Origin of the sequence: Spiroplasma endosymbiont of Dioctria linearis (assembly GCF_964030865.1) — a bacterium.
Taxonomy (GTDB): domain Bacteria; phylum Bacillota_I; class Bacilli_A; order Mycoplasmatales; family Mycoplasmataceae; genus Spiroplasma_A.
Map to the genome: position 1 here is coordinate 1,089,310 of NZ_OZ034984.1, position 18,990 is coordinate 1,108,299.

Here is an 18,990-nt window from a genome sequence, read left to right on the forward strand (position 1 = left end):
GAGGAGTGATTAAATGGATTGAAATAGATTTAAAGAGTTAAATATTGATCTAACTGATTTTCAAAAAAATTTATTATTAAACTATAAAACTATTTTGCAAAAAGAGAATGAAATTCATAATCTCACTGCAATAGTTGAAGATCAAGAAATATTGGATAAGCATTTTTTTGATAGCTTATTATTTACAAAAGTTTTTAATCCAGATAATTTAGAAATACTTGATATAGGAACAGGCGCTGGCTTTCCAGGAATTGTTATAAAAATATTCTATCCGAATACAAAAGTATTTCTTTTAGAATCAAACTCTAAAAAAATAAATTTTTTGAGGAAAGTAATTTTAGAATTAGATTTAAAAAATATTTCAACTATAAATGCTAGAGCAGAAGAGTACACAATAGATAATAAAGAAAAATTTGATGTAATTATTTCAAGAGCAATGGCACCACTTAATATTTTGTTAGAAGTGGGAGCTCAGGGTTTAAAAACAAATGGAACTTTTATATGCTTAAAATCTAAAAATGTAAATGTAGAATTGAATGATTTGAATAATCAAGAAAAAAAATTAGGATTAAATTTATTTCTAAAACAAGAATTAAAAGATGAAGTTTTAGGAGAAAGAAATAATTTATTTTATTCAAAATATAAAGAAACACCCTTAGAATATCCAAGACAATATAGTCAAATTAGAAAAAGACCTTTGGGAAAATAATAAATATTTAATATATAATAATGACTATGAGAGGTATTTTATGGCAAAAGTAATTTCAGTTTCGAATCAAAAGGGTGGTGTTGGTAAAACTACAACCTCAGTAAACTTAGCATGCGGCCTTGCTCTGGCAAATAAAAGGGTACTACTTATAGATATGGACCCCCAGTTCAATGCAACAACAGGAGTGGGCTTTGAAATAGATAGTAATACCTTAAGTATGTATCATGTCTTTGTGGGAGAAAAAACACTTGGTGAAGTAGTTATCAAAAATATTAAAAAAAATATAGACTTGGCACCAAGTTCAATTGATGTGGCAGCAGTTGACCTTATTCTTTTAGAACAAAAAAATAATAATCAAAATGTTTTAAGAGAAGAAATTAATAAAATTGGGCATAATTATGATTTTGTTATTATTGATTGCCCACCAAGTTTAGGATTAATTAATAGAAATGGACTTGCAATTTCTGATACAGTATTAATTCCGATACAAGCAGAGCATTATGCAATGCATGGAGTGGCGCAATTATTAAGAACTATTAAAAAAGTAAAAGAGACATTAAATCCAAATCTTACTATTGAAGGTGTATTAGTAACAATGTTTGATTCAAGAACAAAACTAGCACACGATGTTTTAGAAGAAATAATGAAAACATTTGGACCAAAGGTTTACAAATCAGTTATTCCTAGAAATGTTAGAATATCTGAATCTTCAATGGAAGGTAAATCAATATATGAATATGATAAAAATGGAGCTGGCTCAATTGCTTATATTGAGTTTGTAAAAGAGGTGTTAAAAGAAAATGGCCAAAGCTAAAGGAAAATATAATTTTAAAGGATTAGATGATATTTTTGGAGAATCAGTTTCAGATATTATTGGTGTTATTGAAAACGATAAAAACAAAATTGAAGATAATAAGACAATGATAGATATAAAAGTTCTTGTTGCAAATCCATATCAACCAAGAAAGAATTTTGAAAAAGAGGAACTAAACGAACTTGCAAGTTCAATTAAAACACATGGTATAATTCAACCAATTATAATTAATAGTAAGAATCAAATTATTGCAGGTGAAAGAAGAACTAGAGCTGCTAAGTTGGCAGGACTTAAGAAAATTCCTGCAATAGTTTTAGAGTTAAGTGAAAGTCAAATGGAAGAGTTTGCAATAATTGAAAATATTCAAAGAGTTGATTTATTGGATATTGAAGAAGCTGTTGCATATAAAAAGCTTTCAGATAATTTAAAACTAAAACAAGAAGATATTGCAACAAGAGTTGGTAAATCAAGATCACATATAGCAAATATTATGAGACTTTTAAATCTGCCTGAAAAAGTACAAGATGCTATGTTACAAAAGAAAGTATCAATGGGTCAGGCAAAACCTTTATTAGCAATTGTTAATAATGAAAAATTATTAGATTCTATATTTAAACAAATTTTAGAAAAAGAGTTAACTTCAAGAGAAGTAGAAAATTTAATTAAAAAAAGTAATTTACCAAAAAATGAAAAAAAACAAGATTCTAAAAATAACTCAATAGTTCATATGGAAAATAAGATGATGAGAAAACTTGGAACAAAAGTGAGTATTGAAAATGGTAAGTTAACTATTAGATATTCAGACGAATCTGATTTAAATAGAGTTTTAGAGATTTTAGGATTAACTAATGAAGATTAATTTAGGAGATAAAGTATTTTTAAAAAAGCCTCATCCAAGTAAAACTATATTTTGAATTGTTTTAAGGATTGGTACTATTTATAAATTGCAATCTAATATAGATGAAAAAATAATATTAGAATTTCAAAAAGATGATCTTTTAAAAAAAATTAAAAAAGTAGAAAGTGGAAAATAATATGGGATTACAAGTAGGGATAGTTGGTTTACCAAATGTTGGGAAATCCACTTTATTTAATGCAATTACAAACTCAAAAGTTGAAGCAGCAAATTATCCATTTGCAACAATTGAACCAAATGTTGGAGTTGTAGAAGTACCAGATTGAAGATTAGATAAATTAGCTGATATATTCAAATCAAAAAAAACTATTTATACAACAATTGAATTTGTTGATATTGCTGGTTTAATTGCAGGAGCAAGTAAAGGTGAAGGATTAGGTAATGCCTTTTTAGCAAACATCAGAGAAACAGATGCTATCTGTGAAGTTATTAGGTGCTTTGATTCAAAGGAAATAACTCATGTTGAGGGAAGCGTTGATCCGATAAGAGATATTGAAATAATAGAGCTAGAATTAATTTTATCTGATGAAGCAACCGTTAAAAAAAGACTTGCGAAAGTTGAACCAAAATTTAAGTCGACTAAAGATAAAGAAATCATCTTTGAATATACTTTACTTAAAAAACTGGCAACTCAACTTTGTGATGGTAAGTTATTAAATAAACTTGATTTTAGTGAAGAAGAAAAAATTGCTTTAAAATCATTTCAACTTTTAACAACAAAAAAAATTATTTATGTCGCTAATGTTGGTGAAGACGAAGTTAGAGAAGATAATAATTATGTAAAGCTTGTTAGAGAATATGCTAAATCATGTAATTCACAAGTTGTTAAAATTTCTGCAAAAATTGAAGAGGATTTAAGTGAACTTGAAAAAAATGACAAAGAGGTTTTTTTACAAGATGCTGGAATTGAAACGTCAGGACTTGAACAACTAATCAAAGCTGCATATTCAACGCTAGGGTTAAAGACATATTTTACTTGTGGTCCTCAAGAAGCAAGAGGATGACAGTTCAAAGATGGTTTTAATGCTCCACAATGTGCTGGAATTATTCATACAGACTTTGAAAAAGGTTTTATTAAAGCTGATGTTTATAAGTGTGAAGATATTTTTGAACTTGGAGATGAACAAAGTTTAAAGAATAGCGGAAAAATAAAACTTGAAGGAAAAAACTATATCGTTCAAGATGGAGATGTTTGTTTTTTTAAATTTAATAAATAGTATTAAGGATTTATAACTTTAATTAGTTATAAATCATTTTTTATTTTATAATTATTTTGTTAAGAGGAATAAGTATGAAATTTAAAGTTGGATTTTCTAAAGATATGCACAATTTAATAATTGGAGATTATATTTTACTGGGTGGAATTAATATACCTTCAAAAACTAAGGTTGATGCATATAGTGATGGAGATGTTTTATTTCATAGTTTAGCCGAGGCTATCTTTGGATCACTTGGAGAAGAAGATTTAGGTCAAAATTATAATTCAAAAAATATGAAAGAAAATTTCGAATCAATTATTATGGTTAAAGATTCTTTAACTCTTTTGAAGAAAAAAAAATATAAAATATCTAACATAGATATTTTAATAGAGCTTGATGCACCAAATCTTATAAATTTTAAAGCTGCTATTAAAAAAAATCTTTCAGAGATTTTAAATATTGGATTGGATCAAATATCAATAAAAGCTACTACCACAGAAGGAAACTTTAAAAATATAATTACAAGTTATTGTAATATATTAATTTATAAAAGTGAGGAAAATGAAAATGGAAAAATTTAGATTAAGATACGCGCCATCACCAACTGGTTATTTACATATAGGAAATACAAGAACAGCTTTAATGAACTATCTTTTTGCAAAACACTATAATGGAGATTTTATTTTGAGAATTGAAGATACAGATATCGATAGAAATGTTGATGGAGCAATAGACTCTCAATTTGATAATATGAAATGATTGGGCATTCTACCAGATGAATCATTTAGAAATCCAAAAAAGGATTTTGGAAAATATATGCAGTCTGAAAAGTTTGAAGTATATAAAAATTATGCAAATATTTTATTAAAGCAAGGGAAAGCATATAGATGTTACTGTACTTCAGAAGAACTTGAAAAGGATAGAGAAATGCAACTAGCAAAAGGTATTATTGCTCCTCAGTATAATAGGAAATGTTTATCTAATAAAAGTAATGATGAGACAAAACCATTTAATATTAGATTTAAAGTTCCAGAGAATAAATTATATAGAATTAATGATCTAGTTCGTGGTAATGTTGAGTTTAACTCAAAAGAAATTGGTGATTTTGTAATTATAAAATCAAATGGAATTGCAACATATAATTTTGCTGTTGTAATTGATGATTATGATATGAAAATAACTCATGTTGTTAGAGGTGAAGAACATATATCAAATACTCCAAGACAATGTATGATATATGAAGCTTTTGGTTGACAAGAACCTCTATTTTGTCACTTAACATTAATAGTTGATGAAACAAAGAAAAAACTTTCTAAAAGAAGTGGAAATGCAATGTTTTTTATCTCACAATATAAAGAACAAGGTTATTTACCTGAAGCAATTTTTAACTATATTTCATTACTTGGTTGAAGTCCAAATAGTGAGCAAGAGATTTTTACTAAAGAAGAACTAATAAAAATTTTTGATGAAAAAAGATTTTCTAAATCTCCTAGTACTTTTGACATGATAAAAATGAAGTGAATTAATAGTCAATGAATAAAAAAAATTAGTGATGATGATTACATAAAATTAGTGATTAATTTTATTGATAAAAATAAGTTTGAAATTAAAAATAAAAAGGATAACTGAATCAGATCTGTTTTACTTTTATTTAAAAAAGAATTAGAGTTCGCATCTCAAATTAATGATCATTTAGATATTTTCTTTAGTAAGAAAATAGATGATAAAACAAAAAATATTTTGGCAGAGTTTAATATTAAAAAAGATTTAATAGTTTTTTTAGAAGATGAATTAAAAAAAATAGTTGAATTCAATGAAGAAAACATTAAGGCTTTGATAAATAATATTGGTAAAAAATTTGAATTAAAAGGTAGAGATTTATTTATGCCTGTAAGAATATTTACAACTTTAAGTGAACATGGTCCAGAGTTGGCAAAAACAATTTCACTGATAGGAAAAGAACAAGTTATACTTAATATAAATAGTATTAAATAAGAGGTTGGTTATGGAAAAGTTTATAAGAGATAATGTTCATGGAGAAATTTATTTTGAGGATAAAGTGTTTTCAGAATTAATTGATACAGATGAATTTCAAAGATTAAGAAGAATTATTCAACTAGGTGGAGGACAATTTGTTTTCCCAAGTGCCAATCATACAAGGTTTTCTCATTGTATAGGTGTTTATCACGTTATTTGTAAGTTTTTAGAAAATGAAATTATTAATAAAAATATTTCAGCAAAAGATAAAAAGATTTTACAAATAGCAGGTTTACTTCATGATGTGGGACATGGTCCATTTTCACATACTTTTGAGTTGATATCTGCTGTATCTCATGAGCAATATACTGTAGAAATTATAAGAGGAAATACTCAAATTAATAAAGTACTAATTAATAATGGAATTAATCCTAAAGAGGTTGTTTCAGTAATTGAAGGTAAACATAAAAATAAAATAGTGAATTTTCTAGTTTCAAGTCAGTTGGATGCAGATAGGTTAGATTACTTATTAAGAGATTCAAAAGGGGCTGGAGTTAACTATTCTAAACCTGATATTGATTGAATAATAAGAAATGCTAGAATTCATGAAGGTCAAATTGTATTTACAAATAAAGCCATAAATGCAATTGAGAATTTTTTATTAGGAAGATATCATATGTTTAAACAAGTGTATGAACACAAAATTTCTATTGCTTTTGATAATACATTTAAAATGTGATTCAAAAGATTAAAGGACTTATATATTGATAAATATCATTTTAGAGCATCAAAGACAATTGAGATTTTTAAAGAAGTATTTGAAAATAAAATTATGCCATTAGAAAAGTATACTAATTTAGATGATTATACAATGTTTGAAATATTTAAAGTATTAAGAGATGAAGATGATATTATCTTAAAGGATTTATCAAATAGATTAATAAATCGAAAATTATTAAAAGTATCTTCAGATCTTTCTTCAGAGACAATTGAAAAAATGAAAACTGAATTTCAAGGTAATAGTAAATATTACTTTGATATTGCTACAATAAGAGATATCTCGATTTATAAACGCAGTTCTGAAAAAAAAGATGAAAATATATACATATTAAATAATGATAAATTAACTAATATAAAAGACTTATCAGAAATAATAAATGTTGATTGAAATAATAAAATAAAAAAAATATATATTTTTCCAATGTATAATGTAGAATAGAAATTATGGGGGAAAATCTTATGAGTAAACTATCACCAATTAATTTGGCCTATGATTACCTAAGTCAATGTAAAGATGACGCTTCATTTGAAGATATTTGAAATACAATTTCAAAAGAAATACATGGAGATAATGATAGCAAAAATGAAATTATAGCTGAACTATACAGTGATTTGGTTCTTGACAATAGATTTGCATTGACTTCAGATGGTAAATGAGGTTTAAGAGAATATCTAAAATTTGATGATGTTAAAAAACAATATGAATATGTTGATAAATTTGAAACAACAGAAGAGTTTGAAGATTTTGATACTGATTCAATTCTTGGTATTGATACTTTTGATGATGATACTGGAGAAAATGTTGGTAAAATTAAAAAATTATTAAATCATAAAGGAAATGATGATTCTATAGATATAAGTTTAGATGAAGATCTCGACGATGATTTCGACGATGATGATGATGACGATGATTATTAGTAGAATTTAATCACAAGTAGTTTAACTAACTACTTTTTATTTTTGGGGGAATTAGATTATGGTAAAACACATATTTATTACTGGTGGAGTTGTTTCTGGTTTGGGAAAAGGAATTACTGGAAGCTCATTGGGAGTACTTTTAAAAAATAGTGGATTAAAAATATTTATGCAAAAATTTGATCCATATTTAAATATAGATCCAGGAACTATTAATCCAATTGAACATGGGGAAGTTTATGTTACAGATGATGGGGGAGAAACTGATCTAGATTTAGGTCATTATGAGAGATTTATTGATGTAAACCTTTCTAAAATATCTTCAACTTCAGCTGGAAAAATATATTATGAGGCATTAGAAAAAGAAAGAAATGGTAAATATGAAGGTAAAACTGTTCAAGTTATTCCGCATATTACTAACGAAATTAAACAAAGAATTTATGCTGCAGAGGTTGAAAGCAAAGCGGATGTAGTTATTACTGAAATTGGTGGTACAGTAGGAGATATTGAATCTCAACCATTTTTAGAAGCTTTAAGACAAATTAGAATGGAAAAAGGTAAGGAAAATGTAATGTTTATTCATGTGGCATTATTACCTTATTTAAAAGTATCTGGAGAATTTAAAACAAAACCAATTCAACACTCAGTTAAGGAATTACTAAATTTAGGAATTCAACCTGATGTAATTGTTGCAAGAAGTGAATTAGAATTTGATAAAAAACTTAAAGATAAAATCTCTTTATTATGTAGTATTCCAGTAGAGAATGTTATCGCTTGTCCAGATAGTGATTCAATTTATAAAGTGCCTTTAGTTGTTGAAGAAGGTAATCTACATAAAATTACAGCAAAACAGTTAGGTTTAAAATTAAAGCCAACTAATTTAAAAGATTGAAAAAAATTTGTTAATAATATTGAAAAATCAAAAGAAGTTTTAACAATTCATATAGTTGGGAAATATGTTGAATTAAGTGATGCATATTTATCAGTTATGGAATCTTTAAAATTTTCTGGTTATGAGATTAGTAAAAAAATTAAATTCAATTGAGTAAATGCCAGAACATTAAAACAAGAAAATATATCAATGGAATTAAAAGATGCAAAAGGTATTTTAGTACCAGGCGGTTTTGGTGAAGATGGTGTTGAAGGAAAAATTTTGGCGGCCAAATTTGCAAGGGAGAATAACATTCCTTATTTAGGTATTTGCCTTGGTATGCAAGTAGCTTGTATTGAATTTGCAAGAAACGTTTTAAACTTAAAGGACGCTAATACAACAGAATTAAAACCAAATACAAAATATCCAATAATAGATATTTTAGAAGGCAAAAATAGAGAAAATATTGGTGGAACTTTAAGATTAGGAAGATATGTAACTTCTCTAAAAGAAAATACGTTAGCGTATGAACTTTATAAATCAAATGAAGTTATTGAAAGACATAGACATAGATATGAATTTAATAACACTTTTAGAAGTGACTTTGAAAAAAATGGAATGGTTTTTTCAGGTTTGTATTTAGAAAAAGATTTAGTAGAAATAATAGAATATCCTAAAAATGATTTCTTTATTGCAGCTCAATATCATCCTGAATTTACTTCAAGACCAAATAAACCAAATCCCTTATTTATGGGATTTGTAAATGCAGTGAACAAAAAGTATTAGTATATTTTTTGTTTTTTTTATCTAAAATTAATTTAAGGTGAGATTATGAAAAGGATTAATTCAAAGCAAATAGCAATTTGTGGTTTATTAACATCTGTTATGTTTATTATTGGATTAGTAACTAATCTAATTTCAGTTGGAACTGGTAAAAGTATTTTTCAAGTATCAGATTTTTTGTATATTGCTCTTTTGGACTTTCTTAATCCATTTATATCAATTTTATCTGCAATACTGGCAGGAGTTTTAACTGATTTATTTACAGGTGGGATTATTTATATACCTATAACAATTATTGTAAAATTTTTAATTGGAATAAGTTTTATAGTTTTAAAAAATTTTATTTCATCTTATTTGAATATTTTTATTAGTTATTTATGAGTTTTTATATATGTCTTATACGCATATTTTTTATTTGATTCTTCCTTAGCTATTGTTGAATTATTAACAGATACAATACAATATTTTACTAATACATTACTTGCCCTAATTTTATATTTATATTTTAAAAAAATTGGAATAGAGCAAAAAATTATTAAGTCTACTAGTTCAAAAGTGAAAGCTCCCACTCTAATATACTTAAAAAAATCTCGTCTATCAAAAATAAGGAGTATAATCATAAGGTATAATAAAACTTTAGGAGGAAAAAATATGTCAAGAATTTATCATTCAAAATTAGTTAATTCTACAAAAATGATTAAAGATGCACATGCAAATAAATATGCAATTGGGCATTTTAACATCAATAATTTAGAGTGAACTAAAGCTATTTTAGAAGCTGCTCAAGAATCTAAAACACCAGTAATTATTGCTACATCAGAGGGAGCGATGAAATATATGGGTGGACCAAATGTTGTAGTAGGAATGGTTAATGGATTATTAGATTCATTAAATATTACTGTTCCTGTTGCTTTACATTTAGATCATGGTCAATCAATTGAAACTGCTAAAAAATGTATAGAAGCTGGATATTCATCAGTAATGTTTGATGGTTCTCATTTACCATATGAAGAAAATATTTCAAAAGTTAGGGAATTAATGAATTTTGCAAATAAACATGAAATTTCAGTTGAAGCAGAAATTGGTTCAATTGGTGGAGAAGAAGATGGTGTAGTTGGTGAGGGTGAATTAGGAGATCCTAAACAAGCTGCTGAAATGTCTACTACAGGGATTTCTATGCTAGCAGCAGGTATTGGAAATATTCATGGAAAATATCCAGAATGATGAAAATCACTATCATTTGATACATTACAAGAATTACAGTTAGCATGTAACTTACCTATGGTATTGCATGGAGGTTCAGGAATTCCTCAAGACCAAGTAGAAAAAGCAATTAAATTAGGAATTTCAAAAATTAATGTTAATACAGAATTGCAATTAGCTTTCAGAGATGCAACAAGAGAATATATTGAAGCTAAAAAGGATTTAGATGATGAAGCTAAGGGATTTGATCCACGTAAATTATTAGCTCCAGGATTTAAAGCAATAAAACAAACATTCTTAGATTTAACAAAAGTGTTTGGTTGTCAAGGAAAAGCTAAATAATATTAATAATGAAATAATGGAGGATTACATTATGCATTTAACAGTTGAAGAGAAAATTAAGATTATTAGAGATTTTAAAAATAGTGGTGTTACAGCTACTCAGTTTGCGCCAACAAGAAATGTTAGTGTAGTTTCTTTAAGAAATTGAGTTAAAAGATATGAACAAGGTGGAGAAGAAGCTTTAAAAACAAAATATGAAAAGTAGGTTTTTTTAGCCTATTTTTTTATTAAAGAGGAAATTTAAAATATGAAAAATTTATTTAATGAAAGTATGAAGAGTTTTTCAAAAAATTGAAAAGTAATTATGGTTAAATTTATATTACTTATATTAGGTATCCTATTAACTGCATTTGGATTGGCTTTATATCAGCAACCATCTGTTGGAGGAAGTCAAATTGACTGACTTATTTATAATGTACTTTCCATCTCAATACCTTTTGTAAAAGAGGGAAAAGTTGGACAAGGAGTTTATGATAATTACGCTATAAGTTTAACAACTCTTTATATTGTTTTAATATTGTTTGCCATTTGTTTTTCAATTAAACCAACTATTGATGAATATAAAAAAACAAAAAGTAAAAGTGCTTGATTTAAATTCTCATGATTTATTTTGGCAGATATAATTATAACTTTTATAGTACCCCAAATTGTAGGTTTATTTATAACTCCTTTAAGTCAAATGGGTATTAGAGAGTTAATACCAGGAGCTAGAAATTTAATTTTTATAGCAGGTTTTTTATTTTTTGTATTAGGTATAGCCTTTTGAGTCAAATCAGGCTGATTATTAGGACCATTTAATAATATCTGTAAGCAATTTTTAAGATTAACAAAAATAAATTATTCTAAGGGCAGATTAATAATAGATATTGCAATATTGTTAATATCCTTTGCCTTTTTTCCATTTGTTAAAGGAGAAGGAGCAAGTAAAACTGATTTTTTATTAACAAACTTTGGATTAGGAACAATATGCTTTACTTTTTTAGTGGGACCTTTAGTCAATCAAATTTTAATTATTTTAGATAAGGTCTTTGATTATAAAAAAATGAATAATAAGGAAGATATTGTAGTAAATAAAGAATTATAAGAGTCTTAAAAAGGAAGTTGTAGACTCTTTAGCATAAAGGAAATAAATTAAGCTGTTGCTTTTTATATACAGTTTTATTAGAAGTACTTTTATTAAAAATTTGATTATTTATATAAGAAATACTTAAAAAAGAAAAGTTTTATTAAAAATATGGTATTATTTAACTTGTATTAGAAAGACTTTAAATAAAGGACGGTGAAAACATGCCAAAAGCAAACATACATCCACAATATTTTGAAGCTAAAATTGTTTGTACAACTTGTAGCAATGAATTCATGTCAGGATCAACAAAAGGAGAAGAAGTAAGAATAGATACTTGTTCAAATTGTCATCCTTTTTACACTGGAAAACAAAACTTTGCAAACGCAGAGGGACGTGTTGAAAAATTCAAAGAAAAATTTGTTAAAAAAGATGCTAAATTAGCTGAAGCAGAAAAAGCTTCAGCAGCTCAAAAAGCAGAAAATGAAAAAAAAGCAAAAGAAGCTAAAAAATAATTTAATACAAAAAACTAGACTATCAATTAGTCTAGTTTTATTATTTTTATTGAAAATGTTATACAATTATAAAGTTATGGGGGTCTTTATATGAGTTTTACAATTTCAAATGTTAAATTTTTTAACAGAAAATTATTGCCTAAAACAATTAATTTTAAATGTGAAGATTCTCAAATTGTAGCAGTAATTTCTCAAGATAGATATTTAAGAAAAAATTTTAGAAATGTATTGCAAGGTAAGCACCTTGTTAGGTCCGGAATTTTTAAAATTAATCAGTATGATATGGTTAATAAACAATGAACTAAAAAGAAAGTTTCAATTATAGGAGTTAATAAGTTATTAAAAAAATGACCTGAAAAGTTTTGACTATATACATCTTTATTATTAAATAAAAATTTTCTTAGTAAGGCTAAAATAAATTACATTGATAAAAAGTATTCATATTTATCTTTTTCTACATCAAAAAATAATAAAACAGATTTAGAAATGAGAGATAAGGTTGAAAATATGATATCTAAATTTATTAATAATTCATTAGATATTGAAGAACAATGATTGTCTGAATTTTTGGAACAAATTATTGATTTTAATAATAAAAATTTAGAAAAAAGTTTTGGAAACCTAGAGGATCATATAAAAATTATTGTTAAGGATTATTATTATTTAATTGAGAAAAATCAAAATCTTGAGTTAATGCAAACTTTTTTGCAAACTTTATGAGATAAGGTTTACTCTTTTATGGAATTATCTTCATTATGTACTTGTGAATATAATACAAAAAAGGCAAAAGATAGACAAAAAAGAAAATTAGCAAAAGAGCTTAACTTCAATCAAACAAATTTTGTTACAAGAAAGCAATTAAAAATTATTGATTTAAAAGTAAATGATATTAAAAGAAAATTGTCAAAAACTAATTTTATTATCAAAAACTTAAAAAAACAAATCACTTTTGAATTGGATAAATCTGAGACACAAACTAAAAAAATTAAAAACCTAGAAGAACTATTTTCTTGAAGAAGGGCATCTGAAGACCAGAGATTTGAATTTAAAATTAAGCAAGAAAAAATGTTTTTTGAGGGTCTATCAGATGAGGCTAATACTTTAAGAGGTAAAATAGTTGAAGTAATGCATAGGTATCATAAAAAAATATTAAATGATGAATGTGAAAAAGGAAATATTGAAGAGTTTAGAGAAAAAAAACAGATGTTGAAAAGTGAGATAATAACTATATATAAACAGTCACTTTTATTTATTGATGAAACTGCAAAAGAACTTGGATTTGAATTTAATATTCTTTCGTTAAAATTCAATAGAATGGAAGAAATATGATTTCAACTTTTAACTGCTATTTATTTAAAGCAATATAATATTATTTTTTATAATGTCTTTTCAAAAATAAATCAGCTGGAGAGAGAAGAATTATTAAAAGTAATAAATAATTTATTAACTATTAATCCCAAATTCTCAATAGTTTTTATTGAAAAGAGTATTTATGAAATACCGCAATTAAATAAGAATATTTATTTAATTAATGAAAATGAAATAGCTGAAACAAGTTTTGAAAAAGTTTTGCAAAAAAACTGAACTACTTATGGAGGAGAATTCTTTGCAAAAAATAATAGATTCAATTATAAGTATGATGGTAAAAAATTAGAAACTATGAATGAGTCTTTAAAAATTCAAAGTTCTAAATTTAAAGAAGCAGGTCAAATAATAATTAATCCAATGAAAGTATCAACCAATAAAAAAGAGAATGGAAATATTATTTTAGAGATAACTGGAATAATTAACTATAACAAAGAATTTTTAGATACAAATATGTATGAAGTTATAACTAAAGAAAATGATTTAAAATTATATTTTTACTCAATAAAAAAATATAATAATAATGAAAAAGTTAAATTATATTTAACAGAAGAGTCAATATTAAAAGTGCTATAAGGAGAAAAATGAAAGATACTCTAATTAAAAAAATAAAGGATTATAAAAATATAATAATTGCTAAGCATGTATCTCCGGACTGAGACACCCAGGGTAGTGCGTATGGGCTTAAAGAAATTATTTTAGATAATTTTAAAAATAAAAATGTTTATGTTGTAGGAGAAAAACTTAATTTGGGTTTAAGAGAAGAATCTGAAGATATTTTAACTCAGGAAGTAATAACTGATTCTATTTTAATAACAGTGGATGTTGCAAATTTTGAAAGAGTGGATTTTTTATTTAAAAATATTGTCAAGGAAGTTTTTAAAATAGATCATCACTTAGAAGATGATAAATTTGGACAAAATAAAATTGTTGATTCAAGTGCAATTGCTTGTACTCAAGTTATAACTCTTTGGGCTTATAAAAATAAATTAAATATTTCAAAAAAGGCAGCTAGTTTTTTATACTATGGTTTAGTAACTGACTCTGGAAGATTTCTTTTTGACAAAACAAATGGAGAAACTTTTCAAGCTGCAATGATACTTTCTCAAACTGGAATAAAAATTACTGATATTTATTCTGACTTATTTTTAAAAAAATTTGAGTTAGCAAAGTGACATAATCAAGCTTTTGGAATGGCCAAATTTTTAGAAAACAACTCTATTGGAATTATTAAAGTTGAGGAAAAAGTTTTTAAAAAAATAAATCTTGGAGATGAGGAAATAAAAAGTGCTTTAAGCGTTTTAGGAGGTATTGAGGAAGTCAAAATTTGACTTATGGCTTATCAAACTCCTGGAAGCGATAAAATAAAAATCTCTATTAGAAGTAGAGATTTTGATATAAACTCAGTGGCAAAAAAATATAATGGTGGTGGGCATAAGCTAGCATCAGGAGCTAATATTAGCAGTTGGAAGGAATTAGATAAATTAATTGATGATTTATCTAGTTTAATTAAATTAAAGGGGAAATAAAGATTATGAATTACAGAATGAACTTGAATAGTAAAAGAGGTTGAATTGAGCTAATAACTGGTTGTATGTTTGCTGGTAAAACTGAAGAATTTATTAAAAGGTTAAATAGATACAAACATGCTCAACAAAATGTTTTAGTCTTTAAACCTTTAATAGATACAAGATACTCAAAAGAAGATGTATTTTCACACTCTGGAATGAGAATTGAATCAGTTACTGTTAAAGATAGTGAAGAAATTTATAAAATTTTTAAAGAGCAAAATGCAAAGCAAAAAATTGATATAATAGGTATTGATGAAGTTCAATTTTTAGATGATAATGTTGTTGATGTCATATCTAAAATTGCTGATGAGGGTGTCATTGCAATTGTTAATGGTTTAGACAAAGATTTTAAAAATAATCCATTTAAAAATGTGGACAGATTACTTGTTGAAGCTGAATATGTTGATAAGTTAAGTGCCATATGTCATTCATGTGGTGGTAATGCTAGTAGAACTCAAAGAATAATTGATGGTAAACCAGCAAAGGCAAATGAACCAATAATTGTAATTTCGGCAAATGAAAAATATGAGGCTAGATGTAGACATTGTTACATTAAGCCAGAATAGGAGAATATGATGAATAAGAAAACCTTAGAAGCTTTAGACGTAATGGAAAATAGAGTTAACTCAATTGATGAAATAATTCAAAAGGAAGAAACTTTAAAAGATATTAAACTCTTAACAGAGTTAAATAAAGAGAGATCAAATTTAGAAGAAATTGTTCAAAAGTATCAAGAGTATAAAAAAGTTAATAAGGATATTGAGGAAGCAAAACTAATTTTAGAAACTGAAAAAGAAGAAGAAATGAGAGGTCTTGCTAAACTTCAATTAGAAGAAGAACAAATAGCTATTGAAGTTATTGAAAAAGATTTAGAACTTCTATTACTGCCCAAAGATCCTAATGATGATAAAAATGTTATTTTTGAAATTAGAGGTGCTGCAGGTGGAGATGAAGCAAATATTTTTGCAGGAGATTTATTTAGACTATATACAAAATATGCTGAAAAAAATAACTGAAAAATTGATGTAATTGATGCTAATGAATCAACAGCGGGTGGATTTAGTCAAATCTCTTTTATGTTAAAGGGAGATAAGGTTTATTCAAAAATGAAATTTGAGTCTGGAAGTCACAGAGTTCAAAGAGTTCCTAAAACTGAATCAAAAGGTAGAATTCAAACTTCAACTGCAACTGTTGCAGTTCTTCCAGAGGTTAGTGATGTTGAAGTTGATATTAAAACAGCGGATTTAAGAATCGATACTTATAGAGCATCTGGTGCAGGTGGACAACATATTAATACAACTGACTCAGCTGTAAGAATTACACATATTCCAACGGGGATAGTTGCAGCATCACAAGATGGAAGAAGTCAACATGATAATAAAGATAAAGCAATGACTTTATTAAGAGCAAGAATTTATGAAGCAGAGCTTGAAAAACAACAAAGTGAAGCTGCAAGTATGAGAAAAAATGCTGTTGGTACAGGAGCAAGAAGTGAAAAAATTAGAACTTACAATTATGCTCAAAATAGAGTTACAGACCATAGAGTAAACTTAACTTTAAATAAGTTGGACCAGGTAATGGAAGGTAATTTGGATGAAATTATTGTTGAATTAATTAATGATGAACAAAAAAATATGATTACTCAACATATACAAGGTTAAATATGAATATTTATAAACTAAAGCAAAAATATGTGCCATTAGTATTTACATCAAATGACTTTAAAGAAATAATAATTCATGTAACAAATAAATCTGATTTTAACTTTTTAACTGATATGTCTTTATCAAAAAGTGAATTAGATTTATTTTTAAAAATAGCTGAAATATTTTTAGAAACTAAAAAACCTCTTTCTTATATCTTAAACAATAAATATTTTTATAAATATGATTTTTTTGTAAATGAATATGTTTTGATACCAAGACAAGAAACAGAGTGTATAGTTGAAGAAGTTATAAAATATGATCTTAAAAATAAGAATTTATTTGATATATGTTGTGGAAGTGGTTGCATAGGTATAACTTTGAAAAACTTACAGCCTGAAGTTAATTTATATTTAACTGACATTTCACCACAAGCTATTAAAGTTGCAAAATTAAATTTAAAGAAGCATAATAAAAGGGCTAAAACTTTCATATCTGATTTTCTAAACATTTTTGAACAGACTAAGATAATTCCTGACTTTATTACAATTAATCCTCCATATATTAAATTATCAGATTTACATATTGAAAATAGTGTTAAAAACTTTGAACCTCATTTAGCTCTTTTTGCAAAACAAGAAGGTCTAGAATTTTATAAAATATTAGTAAATAAATTAGATTTCCTATTTCAATTAAATAGTAAATTAGTTATTTTTTGTGAGTTCGGATTTGAGCAAAAGGAGGAAATAGAAAATATTTTTTCTGGAAAGATAGTAAAATATAATATAGATTTCAAAAAAGATTATTCAAATAATTGAAGAATGTTTATAATTACTTCTAAGGAGATTTATGGAAAATAATAGGGATAAATTTAAAATAGATAAATTTAAAGTTAACAATAATTTAGTATTTAAATTTTTATTGCTTTTTTTAATTTTATCTATTCAATCAATAACTTTTCTTATTATTATAAATATTAATGAATCTCTTAATTATTATTTAAATCACTTAGATGTTGTTAAAAATAACTTTGGTAAAAACCTAGTAGTTAGTCAATTTGAAATTGAAATTTTGATGTGAGTATCAATATCTTTTTTAATTATTGGTTTTATATTAATTGGATTTTTAAAGTTGTTTTTAAAACAACAATTTTCAAATTATTATAAGGCTTTGTATATTATGATAATAGCAATGTTTGCAGTTCTCTCAATTGTTCTAGAAGCAATTTCTGAGTATTCTTATTCAAAATTTTATAATCTTTTTGATTTTTTATCTCAGAAGGATAACTCAATTTTTGAATCAGAAGCAATAAAAGAAATGCAAGATGTTTTTTATAATATGTCCATAAAGAGTACTGGTAATAAGTATAAGTGAGCATCTGATAGTACTACATGATGGTTAGCTGTTATTAAAATCATAGCAGTGATACTTTTTTTAACTATTTGATTTAAAAATCAACAATATAATAAAGTGGCAATAAAACGTAGTAATTTTAAAGAAAATAGTGGTTCCAAATTTAAAGAGTTAGTAAAGAAATTTTCCTTAAATAATAGTAAAAATATTTCATTTTGATTAATTATAGCAACAGCTTTAGTTTTTCTTCCTCCACTAGCATATATAATTAATATGACTATTTTTGGAACAAAAATGAATTCAATGCTTAATTGAACCTTTATTGTCAAAGATTTATATAAGTCAGTTACATATAATGGTATTTCTATAGAAGAAGTAAATATCACTAATTCCTATTTTGCAATTAAATTTCTACCTATTATAATTTCTGGCTTTTTAATGGCAAGCATTTTTATTTTTATTACTGCTTATGTTAAAGATTGAAATACTTCAAAATCAACGTTTACTTTTCAGTTTATTATTTTATTAATTGAAATATTATCTGTTTTAGTTGCAATTACATATTCAAGTCATGAATCACAAAGAATAACTAACTTATGAAATAATGGGACTTTTAAAGTTAATCCAAACGCACTATCTTTTAATTATTTAAAAAATACATATGGATTTCCATTTGATAGTGATAATTTAATTTCAGAACCTTGAATGAGTGGTTTAAAGTATATTTCACAAACAATAATAAGCCTTAGTTTTTTATCAACTATTTATACAATTCTATTCATAAAATATAAGAAAATTCAAAATAATATTTAGCCTTTATCTTTACTGTATCAATGCGCTCTAGAGGTAAAAGTGCAGTATTTTTATGTTATAATAACTTTATAAAATAAATAAACAAAAAAGATGGGGTTTTTAAATTATATTTAGCAGCTTTTATTAACCTCTTCTTTTTAATTTTGCAAAATTACTAA

At 25.6% G+C, this 18,990-nt stretch carries 20 protein-coding genes and 1 pseudogene; all 21 read left to right on the forward strand.

Annotation, left to right across the window (positions count from 1 at the left end; translation table 4 throughout):
• Positions 1–13 precede the first annotated feature (13 nt).
• The 21 genes and pseudogenes from rsmG to AAHM84_RS04850 all read left to right on the forward strand — a co-directional run bounded on the left by rsmG (position 14) and on the right by AAHM84_RS04850 (position 18,832).
• Positions 14–709, forward strand: coding sequence for a 16S rRNA (guanine(527)-N(7))-methyltransferase RsmG (gene rsmG / locus AAHM84_RS04755; RefSeq protein WP_342258764.1), 696 nt, complete (start codon positions 14–16; stop codon positions 707–709).
• A gap of 40 nt (positions 710–749) precedes the next feature.
• Positions 750–1,523: an AAA family ATPase gene (locus AAHM84_RS04760; RefSeq protein WP_339030015.1), complete on the forward strand. Its 774-nt coding sequence runs from the start codon at positions 750–752 to the stop codon at positions 1,521–1,523.
• Positions 1,510–2,382: a ParB/RepB/Spo0J family partition protein gene (locus tag AAHM84_RS04765; RefSeq protein ID WP_342258765.1), complete on the forward strand. Its 873-nt coding sequence runs from the start codon at positions 1,510–1,512 to the stop codon at positions 2,380–2,382. The genes AAHM84_RS04760 and AAHM84_RS04765 overlap by 14 nt, the downstream gene beginning before the upstream one ends.
• Positions 2,372–2,557 carry a DUF951 family protein gene (locus AAHM84_RS04770; protein ID WP_342258766.1) on the forward strand — a complete coding sequence of 62 codons (186 nt, stop codon included), beginning with the start codon at positions 2,372–2,374 and terminating at the stop codon, positions 2,555–2,557. The genes AAHM84_RS04765 and AAHM84_RS04770 overlap by 11 nt, the downstream gene beginning before the upstream one ends.
• A 1-nt stretch (position 2,558) precedes the next feature.
• Complete coding sequence (gene ychF, locus AAHM84_RS04775) at positions 2,559–3,656, forward strand: redox-regulated ATPase YchF (protein WP_342258767.1); 1,098 nt, start codon at positions 2,559–2,561, stop codon at positions 3,654–3,656.
• A gap of 74 nt (positions 3,657–3,730) precedes the next feature.
• The gene (gene ispF / locus AAHM84_RS04780) at positions 3,731–4,219 is read left to right on the forward strand and encodes a 2-C-methyl-D-erythritol 2,4-cyclodiphosphate synthase (RefSeq protein WP_342258768.1); all 489 of its coding nucleotides are present in this window, start codon (positions 3,731–3,733) and stop codon (positions 4,217–4,219) included.
• A complete protein-coding gene (gltX, locus tag AAHM84_RS04785) occupies positions 4,206–5,633 on the forward strand; it encodes a glutamate--tRNA ligase (protein WP_342258769.1) in 1,428 nt (475 codons plus the stop codon). The genes ispF and gltX overlap by 14 nt, the downstream gene beginning before the upstream one ends.
• Before the next feature lie 10 nt (positions 5,634–5,643).
• Positions 5,644–6,834 carry an HD domain-containing protein gene (locus AAHM84_RS04790; protein WP_342258770.1) on the forward strand — a complete coding sequence of 397 codons (1,191 nt, stop codon included), beginning with the start codon at positions 5,644–5,646 and terminating at the stop codon, positions 6,832–6,834.
• A gap of 20 nt (positions 6,835–6,854) precedes the next feature.
• Positions 6,855–7,313 (forward strand): DNA-directed RNA polymerase subunit delta, encoded by a 459-nt coding sequence (rpoE, locus tag AAHM84_RS04795; RefSeq protein WP_342258771.1) that lies wholly within the window; start codon positions 6,855–6,857, stop codon positions 7,311–7,313.
• Between the two features lie 58 nt (positions 7,314–7,371).
• A complete protein-coding gene (locus AAHM84_RS04800) occupies positions 7,372–8,967 on the forward strand; it encodes a CTP synthase (protein WP_342258772.1) in 1,596 nt (531 codons plus the stop codon).
• A 45-nt stretch (positions 8,968–9,012) separates the two neighbouring features.
• Positions 9,013–9,459, forward strand: a pseudogene (locus tag AAHM84_RS05470) (hypothetical protein); the annotation flags it as partial.
• Positions 9,460–9,615: 156 nt separating this feature from the next.
• On the forward strand, positions 9,616–10,509 hold the full coding sequence (fba, locus tag AAHM84_RS05475; RefSeq protein ID WP_425289579.1) for a class II fructose-1,6-bisphosphate aldolase: 894 nt from the start codon (positions 9,616–9,618) through the stop codon (positions 10,507–10,509).
• Between the two features lie 31 nt (positions 10,510–10,540).
• Positions 10,541–10,714 (forward strand): helix-turn-helix domain-containing protein, encoded by a 174-nt coding sequence (locus AAHM84_RS04810; RefSeq protein WP_339030034.1) that lies wholly within the window; start codon positions 10,541–10,543, stop codon positions 10,712–10,714.
• 42 nt (positions 10,715–10,756) lie between these two features.
• Entirely contained in the window at positions 10,757–11,593 is an 837-nt protein-coding gene (locus AAHM84_RS04815; protein WP_342258774.1) for an SPE_1075/MLC_0560 family membrane protein, read from the forward strand.
• Between the two features lie 203 nt (positions 11,594–11,796).
• On the forward strand, positions 11,797–12,087 hold the full coding sequence (rpmE, locus tag AAHM84_RS04820) for a 50S ribosomal protein L31 (protein WP_422397901.1): 291 nt from the start codon (positions 11,797–11,799) through the stop codon (positions 12,085–12,087).
• Positions 12,088–12,177: 90 nt separating this feature from the next.
• Positions 12,178–14,028, forward strand: a complete 1,851-nt coding sequence (locus tag AAHM84_RS04825; RefSeq protein ID WP_342258775.1) for a hypothetical protein — start codon at positions 12,178–12,180, stop codon at positions 14,026–14,028.
• A gap of 8 nt (positions 14,029–14,036) precedes the next feature.
• Positions 14,037–14,981, forward strand: coding sequence for a bifunctional oligoribonuclease/PAP phosphatase NrnA (locus AAHM84_RS04830; RefSeq protein ID WP_342258776.1), 945 nt, complete (start codon positions 14,037–14,039; stop codon positions 14,979–14,981).
• Positions 14,982–14,986: 5 nt separating this feature from the next.
• Positions 14,987–15,589, forward strand: a complete 603-nt coding sequence (locus tag AAHM84_RS04835; protein ID WP_342258777.1) for a thymidine kinase — start codon at positions 14,987–14,989, stop codon at positions 15,587–15,589.
• Between the two features lie 9 nt (positions 15,590–15,598).
• Positions 15,599–16,684 (forward strand): peptide chain release factor 1, encoded by a 1,086-nt coding sequence (gene prfA, locus AAHM84_RS04840; protein WP_342258778.1) that lies wholly within the window; start codon positions 15,599–15,601, stop codon positions 16,682–16,684.
• A gap of 2 nt (positions 16,685–16,686) precedes the next feature.
• The gene (gene prmC, locus AAHM84_RS04845) at positions 16,687–17,526 is read left to right on the forward strand and encodes a peptide chain release factor N(5)-glutamine methyltransferase (RefSeq protein WP_342258779.1); all 840 of its coding nucleotides are present in this window, start codon (positions 16,687–16,689) and stop codon (positions 17,524–17,526) included.
• Positions 17,516–18,832 carry a hypothetical protein gene (locus AAHM84_RS04850; RefSeq protein WP_342258780.1) on the forward strand — a complete coding sequence of 439 codons (1,317 nt, stop codon included), beginning with the start codon at positions 17,516–17,518 and terminating at the stop codon, positions 18,830–18,832. The genes prmC and AAHM84_RS04850 overlap by 11 nt, the downstream gene beginning before the upstream one ends.
• Positions 18,833–18,990 lie beyond the last annotated feature (158 nt).